The following is a 21,043-nucleotide window of genomic DNA, read 5'->3' on the forward strand; positions in this document are numbered from 1 at the left end:
AGTCTATGACATGTTCTGGTTAACGTATTTCAGCATGTCGTCGGTCGCCGAGATCATCTTCGAGTTGACCTCATAGGCGCGCTGGGTCTCGATCATGTCGACCAGCTCCTCCACGACGTTGACGTTGCTCGCCTCCAGCGTCCCCTGGCGGACGCGGCCGCGCCCGTCCTCGCCCGGCACGCCGAGGTTGGCAGCGCCGCTGGCGGCGCTCTCGGTGAGGAAATTGTCGCCGGTCGCGGTCAGGCCGGCCGGGTTGGGGAAGCTCGCGACCTGGATCTGGCCCAGGTTCTGCGCCTCGTTCTGCCCCGGCACGGTGGCCGAGACGGTGCCGTCGAGCCCGATCGTGATCTGCGTGGCGTTGGCGGGCACGGTGATGCCCGGCATCACCTGATAGCCCTGGCTGGTGATCAGCAGCCCCTCGGGCGAGCGCGAGAAATTGCCCGCGCGCGTGTAGCCGAGCTGGCCGCCGGGCATCTGCACCTGGAAATAGCCGTCGCCGTCGAGCGCGAGGTCGAGGCTGTTGCCGGTCTGGTTCATCGATCCCTGGGTCTCGGTGCGCGACGTGCCCTGCACGCGCACGCCGGTGCCGAGGTTGAGCCCGGTGGCGTATTTGCTCTCCGCGGTCGACTGCGCGCCGGCGGCGGTGACGACCTGGTAGGACAGGGTCTCGAACGAGGCGCGGTCGCGCTTGAAGCCGGTGGTGCTGACGTTGGCGAGGTTGTTCGAGATGACTCGCATGCGCGTGTCCTGGGCGTCGAGCCCGGTACGCGCGATGTGCATGGCGGACGTGGTCATGGTCTAATCCTTCCTCAGCCCGGCAGGCGCATCACCGATGCGCTCGACTCGTCCATGGATTTGGCCTCCTTGAGCAGGTTGGCCTGGAGCTCGTAGCTGCGCTGGTTCTCGATCATGTCGACCAGCGCCTCGGTCATGTTGACGTTCGATCCCTCGAGCGCGCCCGCGGTGACCTTGCCGTCGAGATTCTCGGGCAAGGTGCCGCCGCCGCGCACGTGGAGCAGGTTGTCGAGCCCCTTCACCGTGTCGGACCCGGCGGAGGAGACCAGCTTGAGCCGGTCGATCACCTGCGGCTGGCCGCTCTTGTCGCCCTGCGGCACGATCGAGACCGAGCCGTCCGAGCCGATCGCGACCGACTCATAGGGCGGCAGCGTGATCGGGCCGCTCGACCCCATCACGAGGAAGCCGTCGCCGGTCTGGAGCGTGCCCGACTCGGAGACGGTGAAGTCGCCGCGGCGGCTGTACGCCTCGCTGCCGTCCGCCCCCTGCACGGTGAGCCAGGTGTCGCGGTCGCCCAGCGCGACGTCGAGCGGGCGGCCGGTCTGCTGCATCGCGCCCGGCGCGCGATCGGCGTCGCGCACCTCCTCCGAGGTGGGCGCGCGCGCCGACAGCTGCGACGAGCCGTCGGAGAGGATGATGCGGTCGAACGAGACGCGGTCGGCGCGGAAGCCGGTGGTCGACGCGTTCGCCATGTTGTTGGCGATCGCGGCCTGCGCCTGCATGTGCGCGCGCAGGCCCGTCGCCGCGGTGTAGACCAGCTTGTCCACTTACATCCTCTCGTTGGGCCTCGATCCGGCGCTTACGCGCGGATGTTGAGGATCGACTGCGACACCTGAGTCGCCGTATCCAGGGCCTTCGCGTTCGCCTGGAAGTTGCGCTGTGCCGCAATAAGGTTAACAAGCTCTTCGGTGATATCGACGTTGGAGCCCTCAAGCTGGCCCGACTTCAGGCTGCCGAAGCCCTCCGCCGCGGCGAAGCCGAGCGTCGCCTTCCCCGAGATACCCGTCGCCTGCCAGTAATTGCTGCCCGCCTGGCGCAGGCCGGTCGGCGCCGAGAACTTCGCGATCGCCACCTTGCCCAGCGGCACGATGTCCGAGTTGGAGTAGCTCGCCTTGATGATGCCCGCGTCGTCGACGGTGATGCCGACGAGCTGGCCGACCGCGACGCCGTCCTGCGTGCGCGCGCTCACCGCCGCGGCCGAGGCGGTCTGGGTCGAGCCGGTGAGGTCGAGCGTGATGCCCTGCGCGGCGGCGCCCGAGGCGGGGATGAAGTCCTCGAAGGTGATCGACTGCGCGCCGGTCAGCGCGCCCTTGGTGTCGTACACCTGGGTGATCGGGCCGGGCTGGGTCTGACCCGCCGGGGTCAGCATCTGGTCGCCGACATAGGTGAAGACCTGCCACGTGCCGGTGTTCGGCGGCGTCGCGGCGGGCTGCCCCTCCGCGGTGCGGACGTAGTAGCTCGTCATCGTCATCGGGTTGCCGTTGGCGTCGTAGATGCGCGTGGCGACCGAGTTATTGTACGTCGTGGTGTCGGTGCGCTTGAAATCGGCCGGGTCCTTGACCGTGGCGGTCGACGGGATCTGCACCTTGGTGGCGACGTTGTTGGTCATCTTCGGCGTGCCGCTGGTCGGCTGGATCTGCAGGTTGGTCAGCGACTTGTCGCCAGTCGCCGTGACGTTGCCGTCATTGTCGACCGGGTAGACCATCAGGTAGCTGCCCTGCGCGTCGATCACGTTGCGGCTCTCGTCCACGGTGAAGGCGCCGGTGCGGGTGTAGTTGACCTGGTCCGACAGGCCGGTCGACTTCACCACGAAGAAGCCCTCGCCCAGGATCTGCATGTCGAGCGCGCTCTTGGTCTGGTTCGACGAGCCGTCGCTGAACTGCTGCACCGTGCCCTTCACCGATACGCCCGAGCCGACCATCTTGCGCGGGTCGGTCGAGACGTTCGACGAGATCACGTCGGCGAAGGCGGTGCGGCTCTTCTTGAAGCCGTTGGTGGAGACGTTGGCGAGGTTGTGGCTGATGACCGACATGTCGGTCTGCATGGCCTGGAGACCGGAGAGCGAGGTGAAGAAGGACATGGCGTGTGCTCCTGGGGAAAGCGGGGAGAGAAGAGGAAGGGGTCAGGCGACCTTGCGGACCGCGGCGGGATCGACCGTGCCGAGCCCGGTGACGTTGAGGACGGGCGTGCCGCCCGCGGGCAGGCTGGCGGATTCCACCGGCGCCCAGACGAGCGAGGTGGCGTCGACCAGGGTCGAGCCCTTCGCCGCCTCGACGGTGACGGTATAGGGGCCGTTCTCGATCTTGTTGCCGGCGTCGTCCTTGCCGTCCCAGCTGTAGCTGGCCTCGCCCGCCGCCTGGGCGCCGAGCTGGATGTTCTTGACGACGCGGCCGTCCTTGTCCGCGATCGAGACGTCGACGTCGGTCGCGTCGCCGGCCAGCTCGACCGCGCCGGCGATCCCGCCCGAGGTGCGCTCGTACGCGGTCTTGCCCGCGGTCAGCACGGTGCGGCCGACGAAGCCCATCGCGTCGGTCGCGCTGGTGGAGTTGAGCCGCGTGCTGATGCCCGACAGCGTCTGGTTCATCTCGCTGATGCCCGCGACCGACGAGAATTGCGCCATCTGCGCGACCATCTGCGTGTTGTCGACCGGGTTGAACGGGTCCTGATAGGCCAGCTGCGCGGTCATCAGCGCGATGAAGTCCTTCTGCCCCAGCGTCGACTTGCCGGTGGTGGCGCTGACGCCCGCGGCGGTGGTGGTGTTCGAGCGCGCCACGCCGGCCGACGCGAAGATCGCGTCCTGCGTCGCCTTGTCGGTGGCCGAGGTGTTGGCGGTGATGCTGGTCATGATCAGCGGCCCATCTTGAGGGTGTCGAGGATCAGCGTCTTGGCGGTCTGCATGACCTCGACGTTGTTCTGGTAGGTGCGCGCGGTCTCCATCATGTCGACCAGCTCGCGCGATTCATCGACCGCGGCGTCGAAGACGTAGCCGTCCTTGTTCGCCATCGGGCTGCCGGGGTCGTAGCGCTTGGTCGGCGCCTCGCCCGCGGTGACGATCTGCTGCACGTCGGTGGTGGACAGGCCGCTGGCCGCATCGAAGCTGGTGCGGAACACCGGCTTCATCGTCTTGTACGCGGCCTCCTCCGAGCCCGCGACGCCGCCCGCGTTGGCGAGGTTCGAGGCGGTAGTGTTCATCCGCGTCAGCTGCGCCGACATGGCGCGGCCGGCGACCTGGAAGATGGTGAGCGGCGAGCCGGACATCGTCTTACTCCCCCTTCAGCGCGCGCGTGATCTGGCCGATGCGCCCGTTGAGGAACGAGAGCGTCGTCTGATATTGGACCGCGTTCTCGGCGAAGGCGGTCTGCTCGGTGGAGAGCTCCACCGTGTTGCCGTCCATCGAGGGCTGGGTCGGCACGCGATATTGCAGCGCGTCGGCGACGCCGCCCGCGCCGCGCTGCTCGACCGCGCCGAGCGCGGCCTTGAAGTCGATGTCGCGGGCCTTGAAATTGGGCGTGGACGCGTTGGCGATGTTCGACGCGAGCACGCCCATGCGCTGGCCGCGCACCTCCAGGGCTGCTCCGTGAACTCCGAACAAACTCTCAGCCACTGGCCGAACCTCCATGCGAGACGGGGATCGCCCGTCGCCTCGCGGGGAGTTGAGCAAGCGGCGTGCCAAATGCGTGGCGTGGCGCGGAACGGCGCGGCGGGCGCGCGGGGCGGCAAAGCCTTGCCGGTTGCCGGCGGGGTTTGCCGGCAAGCGGGGTTGCCGGCCGGGTGCCGAATGGCCGCGGGGGGCGGTTCCCGGGCGCCTGCATGTCCGCGAACGGTGTCGTGCTCCGGCGAAGGCCGGAGCCCAGGCGGGAAGGCGGTCGTGGCGCTCACGCACGTCCCGCAACTGGGCCCCGGCCTCCGCCGGGGCACGAGAGGTGTGGGGCTACCCGCCCTTCCCCTCCCATTCCGTCATCCTGAGCTCGTCTCGGGATCCACCCTGCCGCTTACTCAGACGCGGAGGCGCCCGCGGGGCGGTGGATCCTGAGACGAGTTCAGGATGACGCTGATTGGGGGCCGGCCCATGCCCTCTCGCTGCCACCCCGGCGCCGGGAAACGTGGCGACCTCACCCCATCCCCCGCATCTGGCCCGCCGCTTGCAACACAGGCGGGCATGACCCCCGGCATGTTCCTCGACCCCGCCGCCCTCGCCATCGTGTTCGGCGGCACCGCGCTCGCCGCGGCGCTGCGGACCCCCGCGCGCGACCTCGGCCGCGCGCTGCTCGCGCTGCGCGTGCTGGCACGACGCCGCTTCCGCGCCGACTCGCGGCTCGACCAGGTCGCCGCGCTCAGCCGCATCGCCGCGCGCCACGGCGTCCACGCGCTCGACCGCAGCGTGATCCACGACGGCGACGTCGCCGCCGCGGTGGCGCTGATCGTCGACGGCGCGCAGCCGCAGACGGTGATCGACTCGCTCGACATCGCGCGCCGCGCGCGGATCGAGCGCCACCGCGTCGTCGGCGACTGCTGGACCGGGGTCGCCGAGGCCGCGCCCGCGCTCGGCATGGTGGGCACGCTCGTCGGCCTGGTCGCGATGTTCACGCGGATGAGCGACCCCGGCGCGATCGGTGCCGCCATGGCGGTGGCGCTGCTCGCCACGCTCTACGGCGCGCTGCTCGCCAACCTGGTCGCGATGCCGGTCGCCACGCGCCTGCGCGCCGCCGCGCGCGCCGAGGCGCTCGAGCGCGCGCGCCTCGTCGCGCCGCTGGCCGAGCTCGCCGCCCGCGAGGCGCCGCGGGTCCGCGCCGGCACGCGGCCGCCCGCGCCGGTGGCGGACCCGCAGGAGCAAGAGGAACCCGAGCGGGAGGAGGCCGCGTGAGCGACGACGACCTGCTCGCCGACGACGCCCCCGCGCGCCCGCTCTGGCTGATGACGCTGGCCGACCTCGCGCTGCTGCTGGTGGGCTTCTTCGTGCTGCTCCAGGCCAACCAGCAGCTCGACCCGCGCGCGCTCGCCGCCGGGCTGGCCGAGGGGTTCGGCGCGGAGGCCCCCGCCGCCATGCCGGTGGCGAGCTACGGCGTCGCCGGCTTCGCGCCGGGGAGCGCCACGCCCCCCGGCACACCCGCCGGCCTCGCCGCCTGGGCGCGCGCCGAGCTGCGCGACCCGCGCGTGAGCCTCACCGTCACGGGCGCGACCGACGGCACCGCCGCGGACGTCGACCCGCGCTCGCGCAGCGCCACCCTCCTCGCCGCCGACCGGGCGCGCGCGGTCGCCGCGGCGCTGGCCGCCGCGGGCGTGCCCGACGCGCGGCTCGGCCTCGCCACCGCGGTGCGCCCCGGCCGCCGCCAGGTACTCGTCACGCTCGCCTTCGCGGGCGAACAAGGGAAGACACGATGATCGCCGCCCTCCTCCTCGCCGCCGCCGCCACGGGCGCCGGCTTCCAGGACACCGACGCGCTCGACCGCGCCGTCGCCGCCTTCACCGCGCGCCCGATCGGCAGCGAGGGGGGCGCGCGCGCGCCGGTCGACCAGCGACTGCGCCTCGCCGCCTGCCCGATGGTGGCGATGTCGTGGCGCACCGAGGCGCATGATGCGGTCGTCATCGCCTGCGCCGGCCCGTCGTGGCGCCTGTTCGTCCCCGTGATCGCGCCGCCGCGCGCCGCCGGCGCGGCCGCGCCGCGCACCGCGGCGGCCGCCGCGGTGCCGGTGCGCGCCGACCCGGTGATCCGCCGCGGCGACGCGGTGACGATCGAGGCGGGCAGCGACGGTTTCGCGATCACGCGCGAGGGCGTCGCCATGGCCGACGCCGCGCCCGGCGCGCGCGTGATGGTCAAGGTGGACGACGCGCCGCGCCCGGTGCAGGCGGTAGCGGTCGAGGCGGGGCGCGCGACGCTGCCCGGCTGGGCCGAATGAGCCACGATAAAAAAGTGCTAAAGTTGCGCCACGGTCCGTCGTTTTCCCCGATGTCAGCGGAGGCCGACAGGTGCAGACATGGTGGAATCGGTAGGACCCTCAACGATCAAGGCGAACGACCTGCGGGTCGCCGGCGTGGCGCGCGTCAGTGCGCCGACACCGGCCGCCCCGCTGGCCGCGAACACTGCGACCGCCGCGACCGCGGCGCCGCAGACGCTCGCCAAGTCGCTCGCCGCCGAGCCGCCGGTCGACGGCGACCGGGTGCAGCAGATCAAGACCGCGATCGCCAACGGCACCTTCCCGCTCTCGCCCGCGACCATCGCGGACCAGTTCATCGCACTTCGTTTCGACTGGATGGCCAATGAACAGGCGTGACGCGCTGGTGCGCGTGATCGACATGCTCCACGCCGAGATCGCGGCGCTGAAGGCGAACGACATGGCAGGGCTGGAGCGCGCCACCGGCAACAAGCTGCGCGCGATCGAGACGCTCCGGGCGCTCGGCGACGGCCCGGCCGACGCCGAGCTGCGCGGGCTGGTCGAGGAGGCCGACCGGCTCAACGACACGTGCCGGATCTACGTCAACCTGATGGCGGCAAATGTCCGCCGCCGCCTGCAACTTCTTTCCGGGCAGAGCGGCGGCGCCTACGGCCGCGCCGGCGTGGCCTACGCGTAAGCGGCGCACGCCTTCATCTCACACGCTGTTCCCCGGCGAAGGCCGGGGCCCAGTTGGGTGAACCTCAGCGGGAACCACGACGGCCTTCCCAGCTGGACCCCGGCCTTCGCCGGGGAACACGTTAGCGCTCGGGGCGATCCACACCCGCCCCCATCTGGCACGCCTCTTGCTGCACGCCGGGCATGACCGTCTCCGCGCTCACCCAGACCACCGGCCGCGTCACGTCCGCGATCCAGCGCGCGGCGCAGCGCACCGGCGTCGACTTCAACTATCTCCTCGGCCAGGCCAAGATCGAGAGCGGGCTCAACGCCAGCGCGCGCGCCAGCACCTCCTCCGCCTCGGGCCTGTACCAGTTCGTCGAGCAGAGCTGGCTCGCGGTGGTGAAGAAGCACGGCAGCGAGCACGGGCTCGGCTGGGCGGCGGACAGCATCCAGCAGTCGGGCGGCCGCTTCACCGTCACCGGCGGCAACCGCGCCGCGGTGCTGGGGCTGCGCAACGACCCCGAGATCGCCTCGCTGATGGCGGCCGAGCACGCCAGCGACAACAAGGACGCGATCGAGGCCGCGACCGGCCGCACCGCGACCGGCACCGACCTCTATATGGCGCACTTCCTCGGCCTGGGTGGCGCGCGCACCTTCCTCTCCGCGATGCAGAGCAATCCGGAGCGCAGCGCCGCCTCGCTCTTCCCCGCCGCCGCGCGCGCCAACCGCGGCGTCTTCTTCGACGGCGACGGCTCTGCACGCTCGCTCGGCGAGGTGTATCAGCGCTTCGCCGGCAAGCTGGGCGACGGCGCCGCGTCGATGGGCGCGACCACGCCGTCGGACGCGCTGCAGTTCGCCGCGCAGGCGCTGGCGATGGGGGACGAGAACACCGTCGTCACCGGCGCGGGCGAGAGCGCGACCGACGCGCTCGCCTGGGCCCGGTCGACGCTCGGTCAATCGACGCTCGGCCAGATCAAGGGCAACCAGGCGCAGCAGGCCAGCCTGCTCCGCCCGACCCCCGCCAACGCGCGGCTGGCCTATATGATGCTCGCGCGGATGGGGAGCTGATCCGGTGAAGATGCTCAGCCACGCGCGCCAGGCGGCGCTGCCCGCCGCGATCCTGCTGCTCGTCGTCCTCATGGTGGTGCCGATCCCGGCCTTCATGCTGGACGTGTTCTTCATCATGAACATCACGATCAGCCTCGCGGTGCTGATGGTGGCGCTCAACGCCGAGAAGCCGCTCGACTTCTCGTCCTTCCCGACGGTGCTGCTGTTCGCCACGCTGTTCCGGCTCGGCCTCAACGTCGCCTCGACCCGCATCGTGCTGGTCCACGGCCACACCGGCTCGGCCGCGGCGGGGCACGTGATCGAGGCGTTCGGCTCCTTCGTGATCGGCGGCGACTATGTCGTCGGCCTGTTCGTCTTCGCGATCATCGTCATCATCAACCTGATCGTGGTCACCAAGGGCGCCGGCCGCGTCTCCGAGGTGTCGGCGCGCTTCACGCTCGACGCGCTGCCCGGCAAGCAGATGGCGATCGACGCCGATCTCAACGCCGGCCTGATCACTCCCGACGACGCCAAGAAGCGCCGCGTCGAGGTCGCCACCGAGGCCGATTTCTACGGCTCGATGGACGGCTCGTCCAAGTTCGTGAAGGGCGACGCGGTCGCCGGCCTGCTGATCCTCGCCGCCAACATCGTCGGCGGGCTGATCCTCGGGCCCGTCAGCCACGGGCTGACGATCGCCAAGGCGGCGCAGACCTACACGATGCTCGCGATCGGCGACGCGCTGGTGGCGCAGGTGCCCGCGCTGCTGCTCTCGATCGCCGCCGCCGCGATCGTCACCCGCGTCAGCTCGGACAAGGACCTCGCCGGCCAGATCGGCGGCCAGTTCGGCTCCGCGCGGACCTGGACGCCGGTGGCGGTGATCCTCACCCTGCTCGGGCTGCTGCCCGGCATGCCGCACTTCGTCATCCTGCCGCTCGCCGCCACCGCCGGTTTCGCCGCGTGGAAGCTGCACCAGAACGCCAAGCGCCCCAAGTTCGTCGAGGCCCCCGCCCCGGTCGAGCAGCCCGACCCGTCGAAGATCGGCTGGGACGAGGTGACCGAGGCGATGATGGTCAACCTCGACGTCGGCTACGGCCTGGTGCCGCTGGTCGACGAGCGCCGCGGCGCGCCGCTGATGAGCCGCCTCACCGGCGTGCGCCGCCAGCTGAGCAAGGAGCTGGGCTTCGTGGTGCCGCAGGTGCGCGTGCGCGACGACATCAACCTGGCGCCTTATACCTATCGCGTGATGCTCGGCGGCGTGTGCGTCGGCGAGGACCAGGTCTCGCCCGACGAGATGCTGGCGCTCGACACCGGCCAGGGCTTCGGCGAGCTGATCGGCAAGAAGGCCAAGGACCCGACCTTCGGGCTCGACGCGACCTGGATCTCGCCGGGCGACGCCGACGCCGCGACCGGCCAGGGCTATCTGGTGGTCGACGCCGGCACGGTGATGGCGACCCATCTCAACCACGCGCTCGGCGCCAACGCCGCCGACCTGCTCGGCGCCGACGAGGTGCAGTCGCTGCTCGACGGGCTCAAGGAGCGCGCGCCGCAGCTGGTCGCCGCGCTGGCCCCGCTGCCGCAGACCGCGCTGGTGGCGGTGCTCAAGGGGCTATTGTCCGAGGGCATCCAGCTGCGCGAGTTCCGCCGCATCGCCGCCGCCATCTCGATGGCCGCGCAGAAGACGCACGACCCCGTCGAGCTGATCGAGCTGATCCGCCCCGAGCTGGGCCCGCTGATCATCGCCAAGCTGGCCGGCGTGCGCGAGCCGCTGCGCGTCATGACGCTCGAGGGCGGGCTGGAGCAGCTGCTCGGCCAGGGACTGCGCAACGACCCGAGCCGCCAGGTGATCGAGCCCGAGCTCGGCCGACGCATCGTCGACGCGCTCCAGGCCGCCGCGCAGCCGCTGATGGCCGAGGCCAAGCCCTTCGCGCTCGTCGTGCAGCCGGCGATCCGAGTCGCCGTCCGCAAACTCATCCGCACCGTTCTCCCGGATACGCCCGTCATGAGCTTCTTCGAAGTGCCCGAGGACAAGCCCGTCGAGGTGGTCGCCATCATCGGCGGCCAGCACCAGCCGCAGGCGCTGGCGGCATGAGCGCCGAGCCGATGCGCGGCACCTTCGCCGCCGCCCAGCCCGCCGCGCCCCCCGCCGCCGCGCCCCCCGCTGCCACGACGGCGCCGCTGACCTACTCGCGCCCGCGCAAGCGCGACGAGAACGCGCTGGTGCAGCAGCACCTGCCGCTGGTCCGCCGGCTGGCGTGGCACGTCCACGGCTCGGTCTCGACCGCGATCGAGGTGGAGGACCTGGTGCAGGTCGGGCTGGTCGCGCTGGTCGAGGCGGTCGCCGCCTTCGAGGACCGCGGCCAGGTGACGCTCAAGCAATATCTCGTGACGCGGCTGCGCGGCGCGATGATCGACGAGCTGCGCCGCCACGCCGCGATGACGCGCGGCGCGATCCGCCGCAAGCGCGAGTACACCCGCGCGGTCAACCAGCTCAGCCACGAGTACGGCCGCGCCCCGACCGACCGCGAGGTCGCCGCCAAGCTGGAGGTGACGCCCGAGAAGCTGCGCACCGATTATGTCGCGGCCGAGGCGGTGCGCTACGAGTCGATCGACGAGGTCTATGCCGACGACCAGCCGTGGTTCGCCAGCGACACGCCCGACGCCTTCGAGCAGCTGTCCGAGGCGCAGACCCGCGACCGGCTGATCGCCGCGATCGCCTCCCTGCCCGAGCGCGAGCAGATGGTGATCCAGCTGTACCACGTCGAGGAGCTGAACCTGGAGGAGATCGGCCAGGTGCTCGGCGTCGGCGCCGCGCGCGTGTGCCAGATCAAGTCGAGCGCGCACGCGCGGCTGAAGAAGGCGATGACGCGCGGCTGAGGCGGGATCGGGGCGCGGTCACGGGCGTTGCCCGGCGGCCATGTCCGAGAGGAGCCGCCGATGACCGACTCACGCCAGCCCGATCCCGCCGCCGCGCCGCTCGCCGAGCCCGAGCGCGACCGCAACGCGCCGGCCGATCCGAGCGTCGACCAGCTGCCGGAGGGCGAGCCCGAGGACAATCCCGACGACCTCACCGTCCAGGGCGGGGAGTAGCGTATCCGCTCCATATCCTCCCCGGCACGGGGAGGGGGACCGCGACGCGCAGCGGCGTGGTGGAGGGGGGCTTCCGCATACGATCGGGTGCGCGCGCGGAGAGCCCCCTCCACCACCGCGCCGCGCGCGGCGGTCCGCCTCCCCGTGCCGGGGAGGATTTCACTGTCCCGCTCTCGACGAACGAGAACCCCCGCCAGCATCGCTGACGGGGGCCCCGCACCTTCACTCTCCTCACCCCGGCGCCGGCCCCGCCATGTTCGGGGGCGAGGGACCGGCGACGGGCGTCGGCGATTAGCCGAGCAGCTTCATCACGCCCTGCTGCGACTGGTTGGCCTGCGCCAGCATCGCGGTCGAGGCCTGGTTGAGGATCTGCGACTTGGCGAGCGCGGTCGTCTCGGTCGAGAAGTCGGCGTCCTCGATGCGGCTGCGCGCGTCGGTCAGGTTGGTCACGTTGGCGGTCGCGTTGTTCACCGCCGACTCGAGGCGGTTCTGCGACGAACCCAGCGAGGCGCGCGCGCCCGACACCTCGGCGATCGCCGAGTCATACTGCGCCAGCGTCGCGTTGTTGGCGGCGGTGGCGTCGGCGAAGGTCAGGTCGGTCACCGCCTTGAGCGAGCCGCCGGCGGCCCCGAAGTCGATCGACTTCAGCGTGACGGTGTCGGCGGCGTTCGCGCCGGTCTGGATGGTGAAGCCGGTCGCCGCGGTGGCGTCGAACAGCTTCTTGCCGTTGAACGAGGTGTTAGTGACGATCGAGCTGATCTGGTCCTTCAGCGCCGACTGCTCGGCACGGATCGACGACACGTCCGAGGCGGCATAGGTGCCGTTGCTCGCCTGCACCGTCAGCTCGCGCATGCGCTGCAGCATGTTCGAGACCTCGCCGAGCGCGCCTTCCGCGGTCTGCGCCATCGAGATGCCGTCGTTGGCGTTGCGGATGCCCTGGCTCATGCCGCGGATCTGCGAGGTCATCGAGTTGCTGATCGCGAGGCCGGCGGCGTCGTCCTTCGCCGAGTTGATGCGCTTGCCGGTCGAGAGGCGCTCCATCGAGACCGACAGCGCCTTGTTCGCCATGTTGGAGGCGGTGGTGGCGCGCAGCGCCGAGGTGTTCGAGTTGATCACGGTCATGCGACTATCTCCATCTGCCCGGCCCGCTCGCCGCCCCCGAATGTGCAGGTGGCCGTGCCGTCATCCCCTGAAACGACCGTGTCGGCGGGAGTTTTAGCGCTTTCGCGGGCTACCCGAAGATCCTCCCCGGCACGGGGAGGGGGACCATGCGCAGCATGGTGGAGGGGGGCTTCCGCATGCGAGCGGTGCGTGGGCGGAGAACCCCCTCCACCACGCCCTTCGGGCGCGGTCCCCCTCCCCGTCCCGGGGAGGATTTTCCCCACATACGAAGAACCCCCGCCAGCGTCGCTGACGGGGGCCCCGCACCTTCATCATCCTCACCCCGGCGCCGGCCCCGCCATGTTCGGGGGCGAGGGGCCGGTGCCGCGGCGGTCGGCTTAGCCGAGCAGCTTCATCACGCCCTGCTGCGACTGGTTGGCCTGCGCCAGCATCGCGGTCGAGGCCTGGTTGAGGATCTGCGACTTCGCCAGCGCGGTGGTCTCGGTCGAGAAGTCGGCGTCCTCGATGCGGCTGCGCGCGTCGGTCAGGTTGGTCACGTTGGCGGTGGCGTTGTTCACCGCCGACTCGAGCCGGTTCTGCGACGAACCCAGCGAGGCGCGCGCGCCCGAGACCTCGGCGATCGCGTCATCATAGTTCGCCAGCGTGGCGCTGGTGCCGGCGGCGTCGAACGGCAGCGCGGTGACGACCGCGAGCTTCGAGCTGCCGCCCGCCGAGAAGTCGACCGAGCTCAGCGTGACGGTGTCGCCGCTGTTCGCGCCGGTCTGGATCGAGAAGCCCGTCGCCGCGGTGGCGTCGAACAGCTTCTTGCCGTTGAACGAGGTGTTGGTGACGATCGAGCTGATCTGGTCCTTCAGCGCGGCCTGCTCCGAGCGGATCGACGTCGTGTCCGTCGCCGAATACGTGCCGTTGGCGGCCTGCACCGTCAGCTCGCGCATGCGCTGGAGCATGTTCGAGACCTCGCCGAGCGCGCCTTCCGCGGTCTGCGCCATCGAGATGCCGTCGTTCGAGTTGCGGATGCCCTGGCTCATGCCGCGGATCTGCGAGGTCATCGAGTTGCTGATCGCGAGGCCGGCGGCGTCGTCCTTCGCCGAGTTGATGCGCTTGCCGGTCGACAGGCGCTCCATCGAGACCGACAGCGCCTTGTTCGCCATGTTCGAAGCGGTGGTCGCGCGCAGGGCCGAGGTGTTCGAGTTGATCACGGTCATGATGTATCTCCGTCTGCTCGGCCCGTCCCGCCGCCCCCGAATGAGCAGGTGGCCGCGCCGTCACCGCCTCAAACGACCGGGTCTGGCGAAGCTTTAGCGAAAATCTTTGACCCTGATCGGCGAGCCGCCGCCGGCGCCCCGATCCCTCCCCTACGTACGCGCGCGCGTGACGCGGACGCTCGCGCCCCCGGAAAAAACCTGCCGGCCGCCGGCAATTATACTCCGCGTTAACCACTGGGAGCGCATTCAAGCCTTCGAGATTCGAGGGATATTTCCGATGCGATCGATCATGCCGTCAGCCAGTGTGGAGCGCGAGCACCTGACGCTCGTCTCCTCGCTGCGCGCGCAGGGCTTCGCCGTCCAGCCCGCCGCCGCCCGGCCGCAGGCGGGGGTGAGCTACCTCGTCGCCGCGGGCGAGCCCGTCCCCGCCCCGGCGCGCACGCTGATCGTCGGCCGCGGCCGGCGCGAGGTGCTCCCCTTCCGCGACGGCCAGCCCGCGCGCATCGCCTATGACCACGAGGACGCCGCGGTCGGCAACGCCTTCGCCCGCGCGCTGGTCGGCGGCCCCGAGCTGCCCACCGCGGCCGACCCCGAGTCGCTCGCCTTGCTGGCGCTGGCCGAGCGCGTCGCCCAGGCCGACATCACCGTGCTGATCAACGGCCCGACCGGCACCGGCAAGGAAGTGCTGGCGCGCACGATCCACCTCCAGTCCGAGCGGCGCGATGGCCCGTTCATCGCGATCAACTGCGCCGCGCTGCCCGAGACGATGCTCGAGGCGATGCTGTTCGGCCACCAGAAGGGCAGCTTCACCGGCGCCTCCTCGGGCGGCGAGGGCTTCTTCCGCGCCGCCGACGGCGGCACGCTGCTGCTCGACGAGGTCGCCGAGATGCCGCTCAACCTCCAGGCCAAGCTGCTGCGCGTGCTGCAGGAGCGCGAGGTGGTGCCGATCGGCGCGACGATGCCGCAGCCGGTCGACGTCCGCGTCATCGCCTGCGCCAACCGCGACCTTCAGGAGGAGGTGGCGGCGGGCCGCTTCCGCGCCGACCTCTACTACCGCCTGTCGGTCTTCCCGCTCACCACCAAGGCGCTGGCCGAGCGCGCGCAGGACATCCCCGCGCTGGCCGCGACGATGATCCTGCGCCACGCCGGCAACCGCCCGGTGGTGCCGTGGCCGAGCGACGAGGCGATCGCAACGCTGGTCGCGCACGACTGGCCCGGCAACGTCCGCGAGCTGGAGAATGTGATCCAGCGCGCGCTGCTGTTCTGCGGCGGCGACACGATCGAGGCGGCGCACATCGTGTTCGACCGCCCGAGCGCGCCGCGCGCGCTCGCCCCGGCCGCCACCCAGAACGACGACGCGACGCTGGGCCAGGTGGTCCAGCTCTCCGAGTTCGCCGCGATCCGCGAGACGCTGGCGGCGTGCGGCGGCAGCCGGATCGAGACCGCCCGGCGGCTCGGCATCTCCGAGCGCACGCTGCGCTACCGCCTCGCCAAGGCGCGCGAGCAGGGTGACGATCTCGCGTCCGGCACGCCGCGGGCGATCTCGGCATGAGCGCGGTGGGAGGCGTCGGCGGCATCGACCGCGTGATGGCGCTGCGCGCGCAGATCCTCGAGCGCAACGCCGCGCTGAGCCGCGCCGGCGCGGCCGCCCCGGCCGCCGCGCCCGAGGGCGCGTCGAGCAGCGCGACCAGCTTCGCCGACACGATGCAGTCGGCGCTCGCCAAGGTGAACGACGGCCAGCAGAAGGCCTCGGCGCTGAGCGAGCAGTATGAGCGCGGCGAGACGGTCGACATCGCCAAGGTGATGCTGGCGCGCCAGGAGGCCTCGGTGGGCTTCGAGGCGACGCTGCAGGTCCGCAACAAGATCCTGTCTGCGTACAAGGATATCATGAGCATGCCGGTCTGACATGAGCAACGCTCTCACCCCCTCGCCGCAGAACCCCGCGCCGATCACGCTGGTGCCGGAGAAGTTCGCCAACCCGCTGCGCCAGATCCAGGGCGTGTTCGCGCAGCCCGCGGTCCGCCGCGCCGGGCCGATGGCGCTGATGGTCGGCCTGGTCGGCGCCGCCGGCCTGGCCTGGTCGGCGCTGTCGACCCCGCCGCAGAAGGTGCTGTTCTCGGGTCTCCCCGACTCGGACAAGGCCGCGGTGACCAGCGCGCTCAGCGCCGCCAACATCACCAGCCACGTCGATTCCTCGTCGGACGCGCTGACCGTCAACGAGGAGGATTTCAGCAAGGCGCGGATGCTGCTCGCCGGCCAGGGCCTGCCCAAGGCGGCGCCGGGCGGCTACGCCATCCTCGACCAGCTGCCGATGGGCGTCAGCCGCGCGGTCGAGGGCGAGCGGCTGCGCCAGGCGCGCGAGACCGAGCTCGCCCGCTCGATCCAGGAGATCGACGCGGTCGCCGAGGCGCGCGTCCACCTCGCCATGCCCGAGGCCAGCGTGTTCGTGCGCGACAATGCCGCGCCCTCGGCCTCGGTGGTGCTCAAGCTGCAGGGCGGACGCTCGCTGAGCGACTCGCAGGTCAGCTCGATCGTCAACCTGGTCGCCTCCTCGGTGCCGGGGATGAAGCCCGATTCGGTCACCGTGGTCGACCAGCTCGGCGGCCTGCTCACCAAGTCGGGCGACGGCGCCGACGCCGCCAACGACAAGCGCATCGAGTTCCAGCGCCGCGTCGAGGACAAATATCGCCAGCAGCTGATCCAGCTGCTCACCCCTCTGGTCGGCGCGGGCAATTTCACCGCCGAGGTGCAGGCCGACGTCAACCTCGACGAGACCAGCGCGACGCGCGAGAGCTACGACAAGGACGGCCGCCTGCGCGCCGAGACCGGCAATTGGACCGGCAACATGGCGAGCGGCCAGGCGCCCGCGGGCATCCCCGGCGCGCTGAGCAACACGCCACCCCCCGCCTCGCAGCTCTCGACGCCGCAGCCCGCCACCGGCGCGCCCGGCACCCCGCAGCCGCAGCCCTCGCCCGGCGGCCCGGCGCCCGACGCCAACAAGCAGACCGACTCGTTCCAGCGCGCCTACGACCTCAACAAGGAGGTCTCGGTCACCCGCGCGGCGCCGGGCAACATCAAGCGGCTGTCGGTCGCGGTGCTGCTGCGCGACCCCGAGAAGGGCAAGCGCACCGCGATGGAGATCAACCAGATCAACGATCTGGTGAAGAGCGCGGTCGGCTTCGACCAGAGCCGCAACGACAATGTCACGGTGATCAGCCGCAAGTTCGCCGACGCCACCGACGCGAACGACGCGCCGAAATGGTACGACAACGCCTGGCTGCCGGTGCTGGCGCGCAACCTCACCGCGCTGATCATCGCGCTGCTGGTGCTGCTGCTCGGCGTGCGCCCGATCGCCAAGGCGCTGATGAAGAAGCGCGAGGACGCCAGCCCCGAGAAGCTCGCCGCGCCGACCGCGACGCCGGGCGCGCCGCTGCTCGGCGAGGACGGCCAGCCGCTGCTCGGCGCCGACGGCCAGCCGCTGACCGCCGAGGCGGGCATCGCGGTGGCGCCGCCGGTCAGCCTCGACCAGATCGAGACCAGCCGCAGCTACGAGGAGCGGATCGGCGCGGTGCGCGGCTTCACCCGCGACAACCCCGCGCGCGCGGCGCTGGCGGTGCGTGACATGATCACCGCCGAGGCCAAGTCGTGAGCGCGGTCGCCGCCGCCCCGCGCACCTTCACCGGCGTCGAGCGCGCCGCGGTGCTGATGATGCTCGTCGGCGAGGAGGAGGCCGCCGCGATCCTGCAGAAGCTGGATCCCGAGGAGGTCCGCAAGCTGGGCAGCGCGATGTTCGCGGTGGCCGACGTCAGCGAGCAGGAAGTGGAGCTGGTGCTCGACGATTTCGTCGGGCGCGCGCGCGAGCGCACCGGGATCACCTTCAACCCCGGCCCCAAGGTGGAGGCGGTGATGACCCGCGCGCTCGGCCGCGAGAAGGCCGAGAGCGTGCTGGCGCAGATCACCCCGGCCGAGGCGGTGTGCGAAATCGACCTGCTCGACTGGCTCGACGCCAGCGAGATCGCCACCATGCTCGACAAGGAGCACCCGCAGATCGCCGCGGTGCTGATCGCCAACCTCGATCCCGCGGTCGGCGGCCAGGTGCTCGAGCTGCTGCCCGAGGCGGTCCAGCCCGACATCCTCCACCGCATCGCCAAGCTCGGCCCGATCACCCCCGAGGCGGTCGAGACGCTGCGCACGCTGATCGCGTCGCGCAGCGGCGGCGGCGGCAGCGGCGGCGGCCCGGTCGGCGGGCTGCAGCTCGGCGGCGCGCGCGAGGCGGCCAAGATCCTCCAGGGCGCGCGCAAGGCGACCGAGCAGCGCGTCATGCCCAAGCTGCTCAAGATGGACCGCGACATCGCGCGCCAGATCGAGGAGGCGATGTTCGTCTTCGACAACCTGCTCGAGCTCGACGACAAGTCGCTGGGCACGCTGATCCGCAACGTCGACGGCGACACGCTGACCCGCGCGCTTAAGGGCGTGGAGGAAGCGGCACGCAACCGCATCCTCGGCTGCATGTCGGCGCGCGCCGCGGCGGGCATCCGCGACGACATGGAGGCGCGCGGCCCGATGAAGCTGAGCGAGGTGCTCGAGGCGCAGAAGGTGATCATCCAGATCGCGCGCAACCTCGCCAAGGACGGCACGATCAACATGGGGGCAGGCGACGACGATTATGTCTGAGGCGACGTTCGTCATCGGGCTGCCGGCACGCGCCGACGCGGCCGCCACCACGCGCGCGCGCGCGCAGTCCGAGTCCACCGGCGGCTTCACGCCCGCCGACCTGATCGCGCGGATCGAGCAGGCGTTCGGTGCGCGTTCGCCCGAGACCGGCGCCGGCGCGGAGGAGCCGCGCCATTTCGCCCCGGCCGACCCGGGCAGCGACCCGACCGCGGGCTGGGACATGCTCGACCCCGCCGCGCAGCCCCCCGCCTGCCTCGAGCAGGTCGAGGCGGCGCGCGCGGAAGGCTATGAGGAGGGCTTCGCCGCCGCCGCGCACGCCGCGCAGGCCGAGGCGACCCGCGACCGCGCGCTGCTCGACGGCGTCGCCGCGCAGCTGCGTGGCGGCGGCGCGATCGACCGCGCCGCGCTGGCCGAGGCGCTGCGCCGCACCGTGCTGACGCTCGTCACCGCATTGGTGGGCGAGACCGGCGTCTCCGGTCCGCTGCTGGCCGCGCGCGTCGAGGGGGCGGTCGACCTGCTCGCCGACGCGAGCGAGTCGGCGATGCTGCGGGTCAACCCCGACGACCTCTCGCTCCTCGCCGGACTTCTGCCCGGGACGATCTTCCCGGTCGGCGACGCGCAGGTGGCGCGCGGCAGCTTCGTGCTGGAGGCGGCCTCGACCATCGTCGAGGACGGCCCCGCGCTGTGGATGGAGCAGCTGACGGCGGCGATCGAGCGCGCGGCGGTGCCCGCGTGCTGAACCGCTTCGCCGACGACTATCTCGCCACCTTGGCCGAGGCCGCGCCGCGCTTCGCCGCGAAGGTCTCCGGCCGGCTGTCGTCCTATGACGGGCTGCTGATGGAGGCGGTCGGGCTGTCGCTCCCGGTCGGCACCGTGTGCCGCATCGGCGCCGCGGGCACCGCGCAGGTCGAGGCCGAGGTGATCGGCTTCCGCAACGGCCGCACGCTGATGATGAACCTGGGTGGCCCCGCCGCGCTGCTGCCCAACGCCCCCGTGCGCCCGCTCGGCGCGCCCGGCGAGGCCGAGGTCGGCGCCGCGCTGCTCGGCCGAGTCGTCGACGGCTCGGGCGCGCCCATCGACGGGCTCGGCCCGATCCGCGGCGCGGGGCGCTGGCCACTCGCGGGCCACGTGCAGTCGCCGCTCGACCGCGGCCGCGTGCTCGCCCCGCTCGACGTCGGCGTGCGCGCGATCAACGGGCTGCTCACCGTCGGCCAGGGCCAGCGCGTCGGCATCATGGCGGGCTCGGGCGTCGGGAAGTCGGTGCTGCTCGGCATGATGGTGCGCGCGGCGCAGGCCGACGTGATCGTGATCGGGCTGATCGGCGAGCGCTCGCGCGAGGTCGCCGACTTCCTCGAGACCAAGGTGGCGGGCGCGGCGCGCCAGCGCGCGGTGGTCGTCGCGGTGCCCGCCAACCACTCGCCCGTGCTGCGCATCCGCGGCGCCCTGCGCGCCACCGCGATCGCCGAGGCGTTCCGCGCCGAGGGCAAGAAGGTGCTGCTGATCATCGACTCGCTCACCCGCGTGGCGCACGCCGGGCGCGAGATCGGGCTGGCGCTGGGCGAGCCCGCCTCGGCGCGCGGCTATCCCCCGTCCGCGATCGCGATGCTGCCCAATTTGATCGAGCGCGCCGGCTCGGACGTGAACACCGGCGGCTCGATCACCGCGATCTACACCGTGCTGGCGGACGGTGACGACGGCAACGACCCGGTGGTCGACTCGGCGCGCTCGATCCTCGACGGCCATATCGTGCTGAGCCGCGCGATGGCGGAGCGCGCGGTCTATCCCGCGATCGACGTCTCCAAGTCGGTCAGCCGCGTGATGAACGACATCGTGCCCGCCGAGCACCAGCAGGCCGCGCGCGCGCTGCGCCGCCATCTCGCCACCTATGAGGAGAATCGCGACCTCGTGCTGATGGGCGCCTATCGCTCGGGCAGCGACGCCGCGATCGACAATGCCATCGCCTATCACCCCGCGATCACTGAGTTCATCCGGCAGGAGACCGCGCAGGTGGTGCCGCTGGAGGACGCCGCGGCCGAGCTGGTCGGCGTGTTCGGCGATGGCTGACGCCGCGCGGCTCAAGCGGCTGCACCGCGTGCGCACGCTCCAGCTCGGGCTGGCGCGCGCCGACGAGGCGCGCGCCCGCGCGCAGTTGTCGAGCGAGACCCAGCTGGCGCACCGCATCGGCCAGCTGGTCGACGCGGTGGCGCCGGTGCCGACCGCGGCGACGGGCGCGGTGAACCTCGCCGCGGCGGCGCATTTCCGCGAGCGGCTGCAGCGCTCGGCCGAGGCGGCGGTGAACCGCGTGCGCATGGCCGAGCAGCACGCCGAGCGCAGCGGCGCGGCGACGCGATCGGCCAAGCGCGACCAGAATGCGGTGGAGAAACTGATCGACCGCCGGCGCGCCGAGGACGTGCGCGCCGAGATGAAGGCGCTGGAGGACGCGCCCGCGCCGGCGCCGCGGCGGTAGGGGGGCGGTGGGCGCCCTCCTGTTCCCCGGTGCAGGCCGGGGCCCAGGTGGAAGGTGTCGGTGGGAGACACGGAAGGCCTGCCCAATTTCGCCCC

At 71.8% G+C, this 21,043-nt stretch carries 24 protein-coding genes; 16 read left to right on the top strand and 8 right to left on the bottom strand.

Annotated features, from left to right (window positions below; genetic code table 11):
- Positions 1-3: 3 nt before the first annotated feature.
- Genes flgG through KZ813_RS16450 form a run of 6 tightly spaced genes read right to left on the bottom strand, consistent with a single transcriptional unit; the run spans position 4 to position 4,342 of the window.
- Complete coding sequence (flgG, locus tag KZ813_RS16425; protein WP_219756062.1) at positions 4-795, bottom strand: flagellar basal-body rod protein FlgG; 792 nt, start codon at positions 793-795, stop codon at positions 4-6.
- A gap of 14 nt (positions 796-809) precedes the next feature.
- The gene (locus tag KZ813_RS16430) at positions 810-1,562 is read right to left on the bottom strand and encodes a flagellar basal body rod protein FlgF (RefSeq protein ID WP_219756063.1); all 753 of its coding nucleotides are present in this window, start codon (positions 1,560-1,562) and stop codon (positions 810-812) included.
- Positions 1,563-1,594: 32 nt separating this feature from the next.
- Positions 1,595-2,875 carry a flagellar hook protein FlgE gene (locus KZ813_RS16435; RefSeq protein WP_219756064.1) on the bottom strand — a complete coding sequence of 427 codons (1,281 nt, stop codon included), beginning with the start codon at positions 2,873-2,875 and terminating at the stop codon, positions 1,595-1,597.
- 42 nt (positions 2,876-2,917) lie between these two features.
- Positions 2,918-3,640, bottom strand: coding sequence for a flagellar hook assembly protein FlgD (locus tag KZ813_RS16440; RefSeq protein WP_219756065.1), 723 nt, complete (start codon positions 3,638-3,640; stop codon positions 2,918-2,920).
- A gap of 2 nt (positions 3,641-3,642) precedes the next feature.
- A complete protein-coding gene (gene flgC, locus KZ813_RS16445; RefSeq protein ID WP_132908352.1) occupies positions 3,643-4,053 on the bottom strand; it encodes a flagellar basal body rod protein FlgC in 411 nt (136 codons plus the stop codon).
- 4 nt (positions 4,054-4,057) lie between these two features.
- Positions 4,058-4,342 carry a flagellar basal body rod protein FlgB gene (locus tag KZ813_RS16450; protein ID WP_373369289.1) on the bottom strand — a complete coding sequence of 95 codons (285 nt, stop codon included), beginning with the start codon at positions 4,340-4,342 and terminating at the stop codon, positions 4,058-4,060.
- A gap of 612 nt (positions 4,343-4,954) precedes the next feature.
- Here KZ813_RS16450 and KZ813_RS16455 point away from each other — a divergent pair.
- The 9 genes from KZ813_RS16455 (at position 4,955) to KZ813_RS16495 (ending at position 11,480) form a co-directional block, all read left to right on the top strand.
- A complete protein-coding gene (locus KZ813_RS16455; protein WP_219756067.1) occupies positions 4,955-5,659 on the top strand; it encodes a motility protein A in 705 nt (234 codons plus the stop codon).
- Positions 5,656-6,177 carry a hypothetical protein gene (locus tag KZ813_RS16460; RefSeq protein WP_308461918.1) on the top strand — a complete coding sequence of 174 codons (522 nt, stop codon included), beginning with the start codon at positions 5,656-5,658 and terminating at the stop codon, positions 6,175-6,177. Before KZ813_RS16455 ends, KZ813_RS16460 begins: the two co-directional genes overlap by 4 nt.
- Entirely contained in the window at positions 6,174-6,692 is a 519-nt protein-coding gene (locus KZ813_RS16465) for a flagella basal body P-ring formation protein FlgA (RefSeq protein ID WP_219756068.1), read from the top strand. Before KZ813_RS16460 ends, KZ813_RS16465 begins: the two co-directional genes overlap by 4 nt.
- 78 nt (positions 6,693-6,770) lie before the next feature.
- On the top strand, positions 6,771-7,067 hold the full coding sequence (gene flgM, locus KZ813_RS16470) for a flagellar biosynthesis anti-sigma factor FlgM (RefSeq protein ID WP_219756069.1): 297 nt from the start codon (positions 6,771-6,773) through the stop codon (positions 7,065-7,067).
- Positions 7,054-7,365, top strand: coding sequence for a flagellar protein FlgN (locus tag KZ813_RS16475; protein WP_219756070.1), 312 nt, complete (start codon positions 7,054-7,056; stop codon positions 7,363-7,365). Before flgM ends, KZ813_RS16475 begins: the two co-directional genes overlap by 14 nt.
- Before the next feature lie 182 nt (positions 7,366-7,547).
- Positions 7,548-8,414 (top strand): lytic transglycosylase domain-containing protein, encoded by an 867-nt coding sequence (locus KZ813_RS16480; protein WP_219756071.1) that lies wholly within the window; start codon positions 7,548-7,550, stop codon positions 8,412-8,414.
- A 10-nt stretch (positions 8,415-8,424) separates the two neighbouring features.
- Positions 8,425-10,482 carry a flagellar biosynthesis protein FlhA gene (gene flhA / locus KZ813_RS16485; protein ID WP_219756111.1) on the top strand — a complete coding sequence of 686 codons (2,058 nt, stop codon included), beginning with the start codon at positions 8,425-8,427 and terminating at the stop codon, positions 10,480-10,482.
- Positions 10,479-11,267: a sigma-70 family RNA polymerase sigma factor gene (locus KZ813_RS16490; protein WP_219756072.1), complete on the top strand. Its 789-nt coding sequence runs from the start codon at positions 10,479-10,481 to the stop codon at positions 11,265-11,267. Before flhA ends, KZ813_RS16490 begins: the two co-directional genes overlap by 4 nt.
- Before the next feature lie 60 nt (positions 11,268-11,327).
- On the top strand, positions 11,328-11,480 hold the full coding sequence (locus tag KZ813_RS16495) for a hypothetical protein (RefSeq protein WP_219756073.1): 153 nt from the start codon (positions 11,328-11,330) through the stop codon (positions 11,478-11,480).
- Positions 11,481-11,771: 291 nt separating this feature from the next.
- On the opposite strand, the gene KZ813_RS16500 is transcribed toward KZ813_RS16495, so the two are convergent.
- Positions 11,772-12,602, bottom strand: a complete 831-nt coding sequence (locus KZ813_RS16500) for a flagellin N-terminal helical domain-containing protein (protein WP_219756074.1) — start codon at positions 12,600-12,602, stop codon at positions 11,772-11,774.
- Positions 12,603-12,979: 377 nt separating this feature from the next.
- Entirely contained in the window at positions 12,980-13,807 is an 828-nt protein-coding gene (locus KZ813_RS16505; protein ID WP_219756075.1) for a flagellin N-terminal helical domain-containing protein, read from the bottom strand.
- Positions 13,808-14,084: 277 nt separating this feature from the next.
- Between KZ813_RS16505 and KZ813_RS16510 the strand changes: the two genes are divergently transcribed.
- Genes KZ813_RS16510 through KZ813_RS16540 form a run of 7 tightly spaced genes read left to right on the top strand, consistent with a single transcriptional unit; the run spans position 14,085 to position 20,948 of the window.
- On the top strand, positions 14,085-15,359 hold the full coding sequence (locus KZ813_RS16510) for a sigma-54 interaction domain-containing protein (RefSeq protein ID WP_219756076.1): 1,275 nt from the start codon (positions 14,085-14,087) through the stop codon (positions 15,357-15,359).
- Positions 15,356-15,712 carry a flagellar hook-basal body complex protein FliE gene (fliE, locus tag KZ813_RS16515; protein ID WP_219756077.1) on the top strand — a complete coding sequence of 119 codons (357 nt, stop codon included), beginning with the start codon at positions 15,356-15,358 and terminating at the stop codon, positions 15,710-15,712. Before KZ813_RS16510 ends, fliE begins: the two co-directional genes overlap by 4 nt.
- Before the next feature lies 1 nt (position 15,713).
- Positions 15,714-17,456 (top strand): flagellar basal-body MS-ring/collar protein FliF, encoded by a 1,743-nt coding sequence (gene fliF / locus KZ813_RS16520; protein ID WP_219756078.1) that lies wholly within the window; start codon positions 15,714-15,716, stop codon positions 17,454-17,456.
- Positions 17,453-18,481, top strand: coding sequence for a flagellar motor switch protein FliG (gene fliG, locus KZ813_RS16525; protein WP_308461919.1), 1,029 nt, complete (start codon positions 17,453-17,455; stop codon positions 18,479-18,481). The genes fliF and fliG overlap by 4 nt, the downstream gene beginning before the upstream one ends.
- Entirely contained in the window at positions 18,474-19,220 is a 747-nt protein-coding gene (locus KZ813_RS16530) for a FliH/SctL family protein (protein ID WP_219756079.1), read from the top strand. The genes fliG and KZ813_RS16530 overlap by 8 nt, the downstream gene beginning before the upstream one ends.
- On the top strand, positions 19,214-20,545 hold the full coding sequence (locus tag KZ813_RS16535) for a FliI/YscN family ATPase (RefSeq protein WP_219756080.1): 1,332 nt from the start codon (positions 19,214-19,216) through the stop codon (positions 20,543-20,545). Before KZ813_RS16530 ends, KZ813_RS16535 begins: the two co-directional genes overlap by 7 nt.
- On the top strand, positions 20,538-20,948 hold the full coding sequence (locus KZ813_RS16540) for a hypothetical protein (protein WP_219756081.1): 411 nt from the start codon (positions 20,538-20,540) through the stop codon (positions 20,946-20,948). Before KZ813_RS16535 ends, KZ813_RS16540 begins: the two co-directional genes overlap by 8 nt.
- Positions 20,949-21,043: the final 95 nt, after the last annotated feature.

This window comes from Sphingomonas folli, from assembly GCF_019429525.1.
Lineage (GTDB): Bacteria > Pseudomonadota > Alphaproteobacteria > Sphingomonadales > Sphingomonadaceae > Sphingomonas > Sphingomonas folii.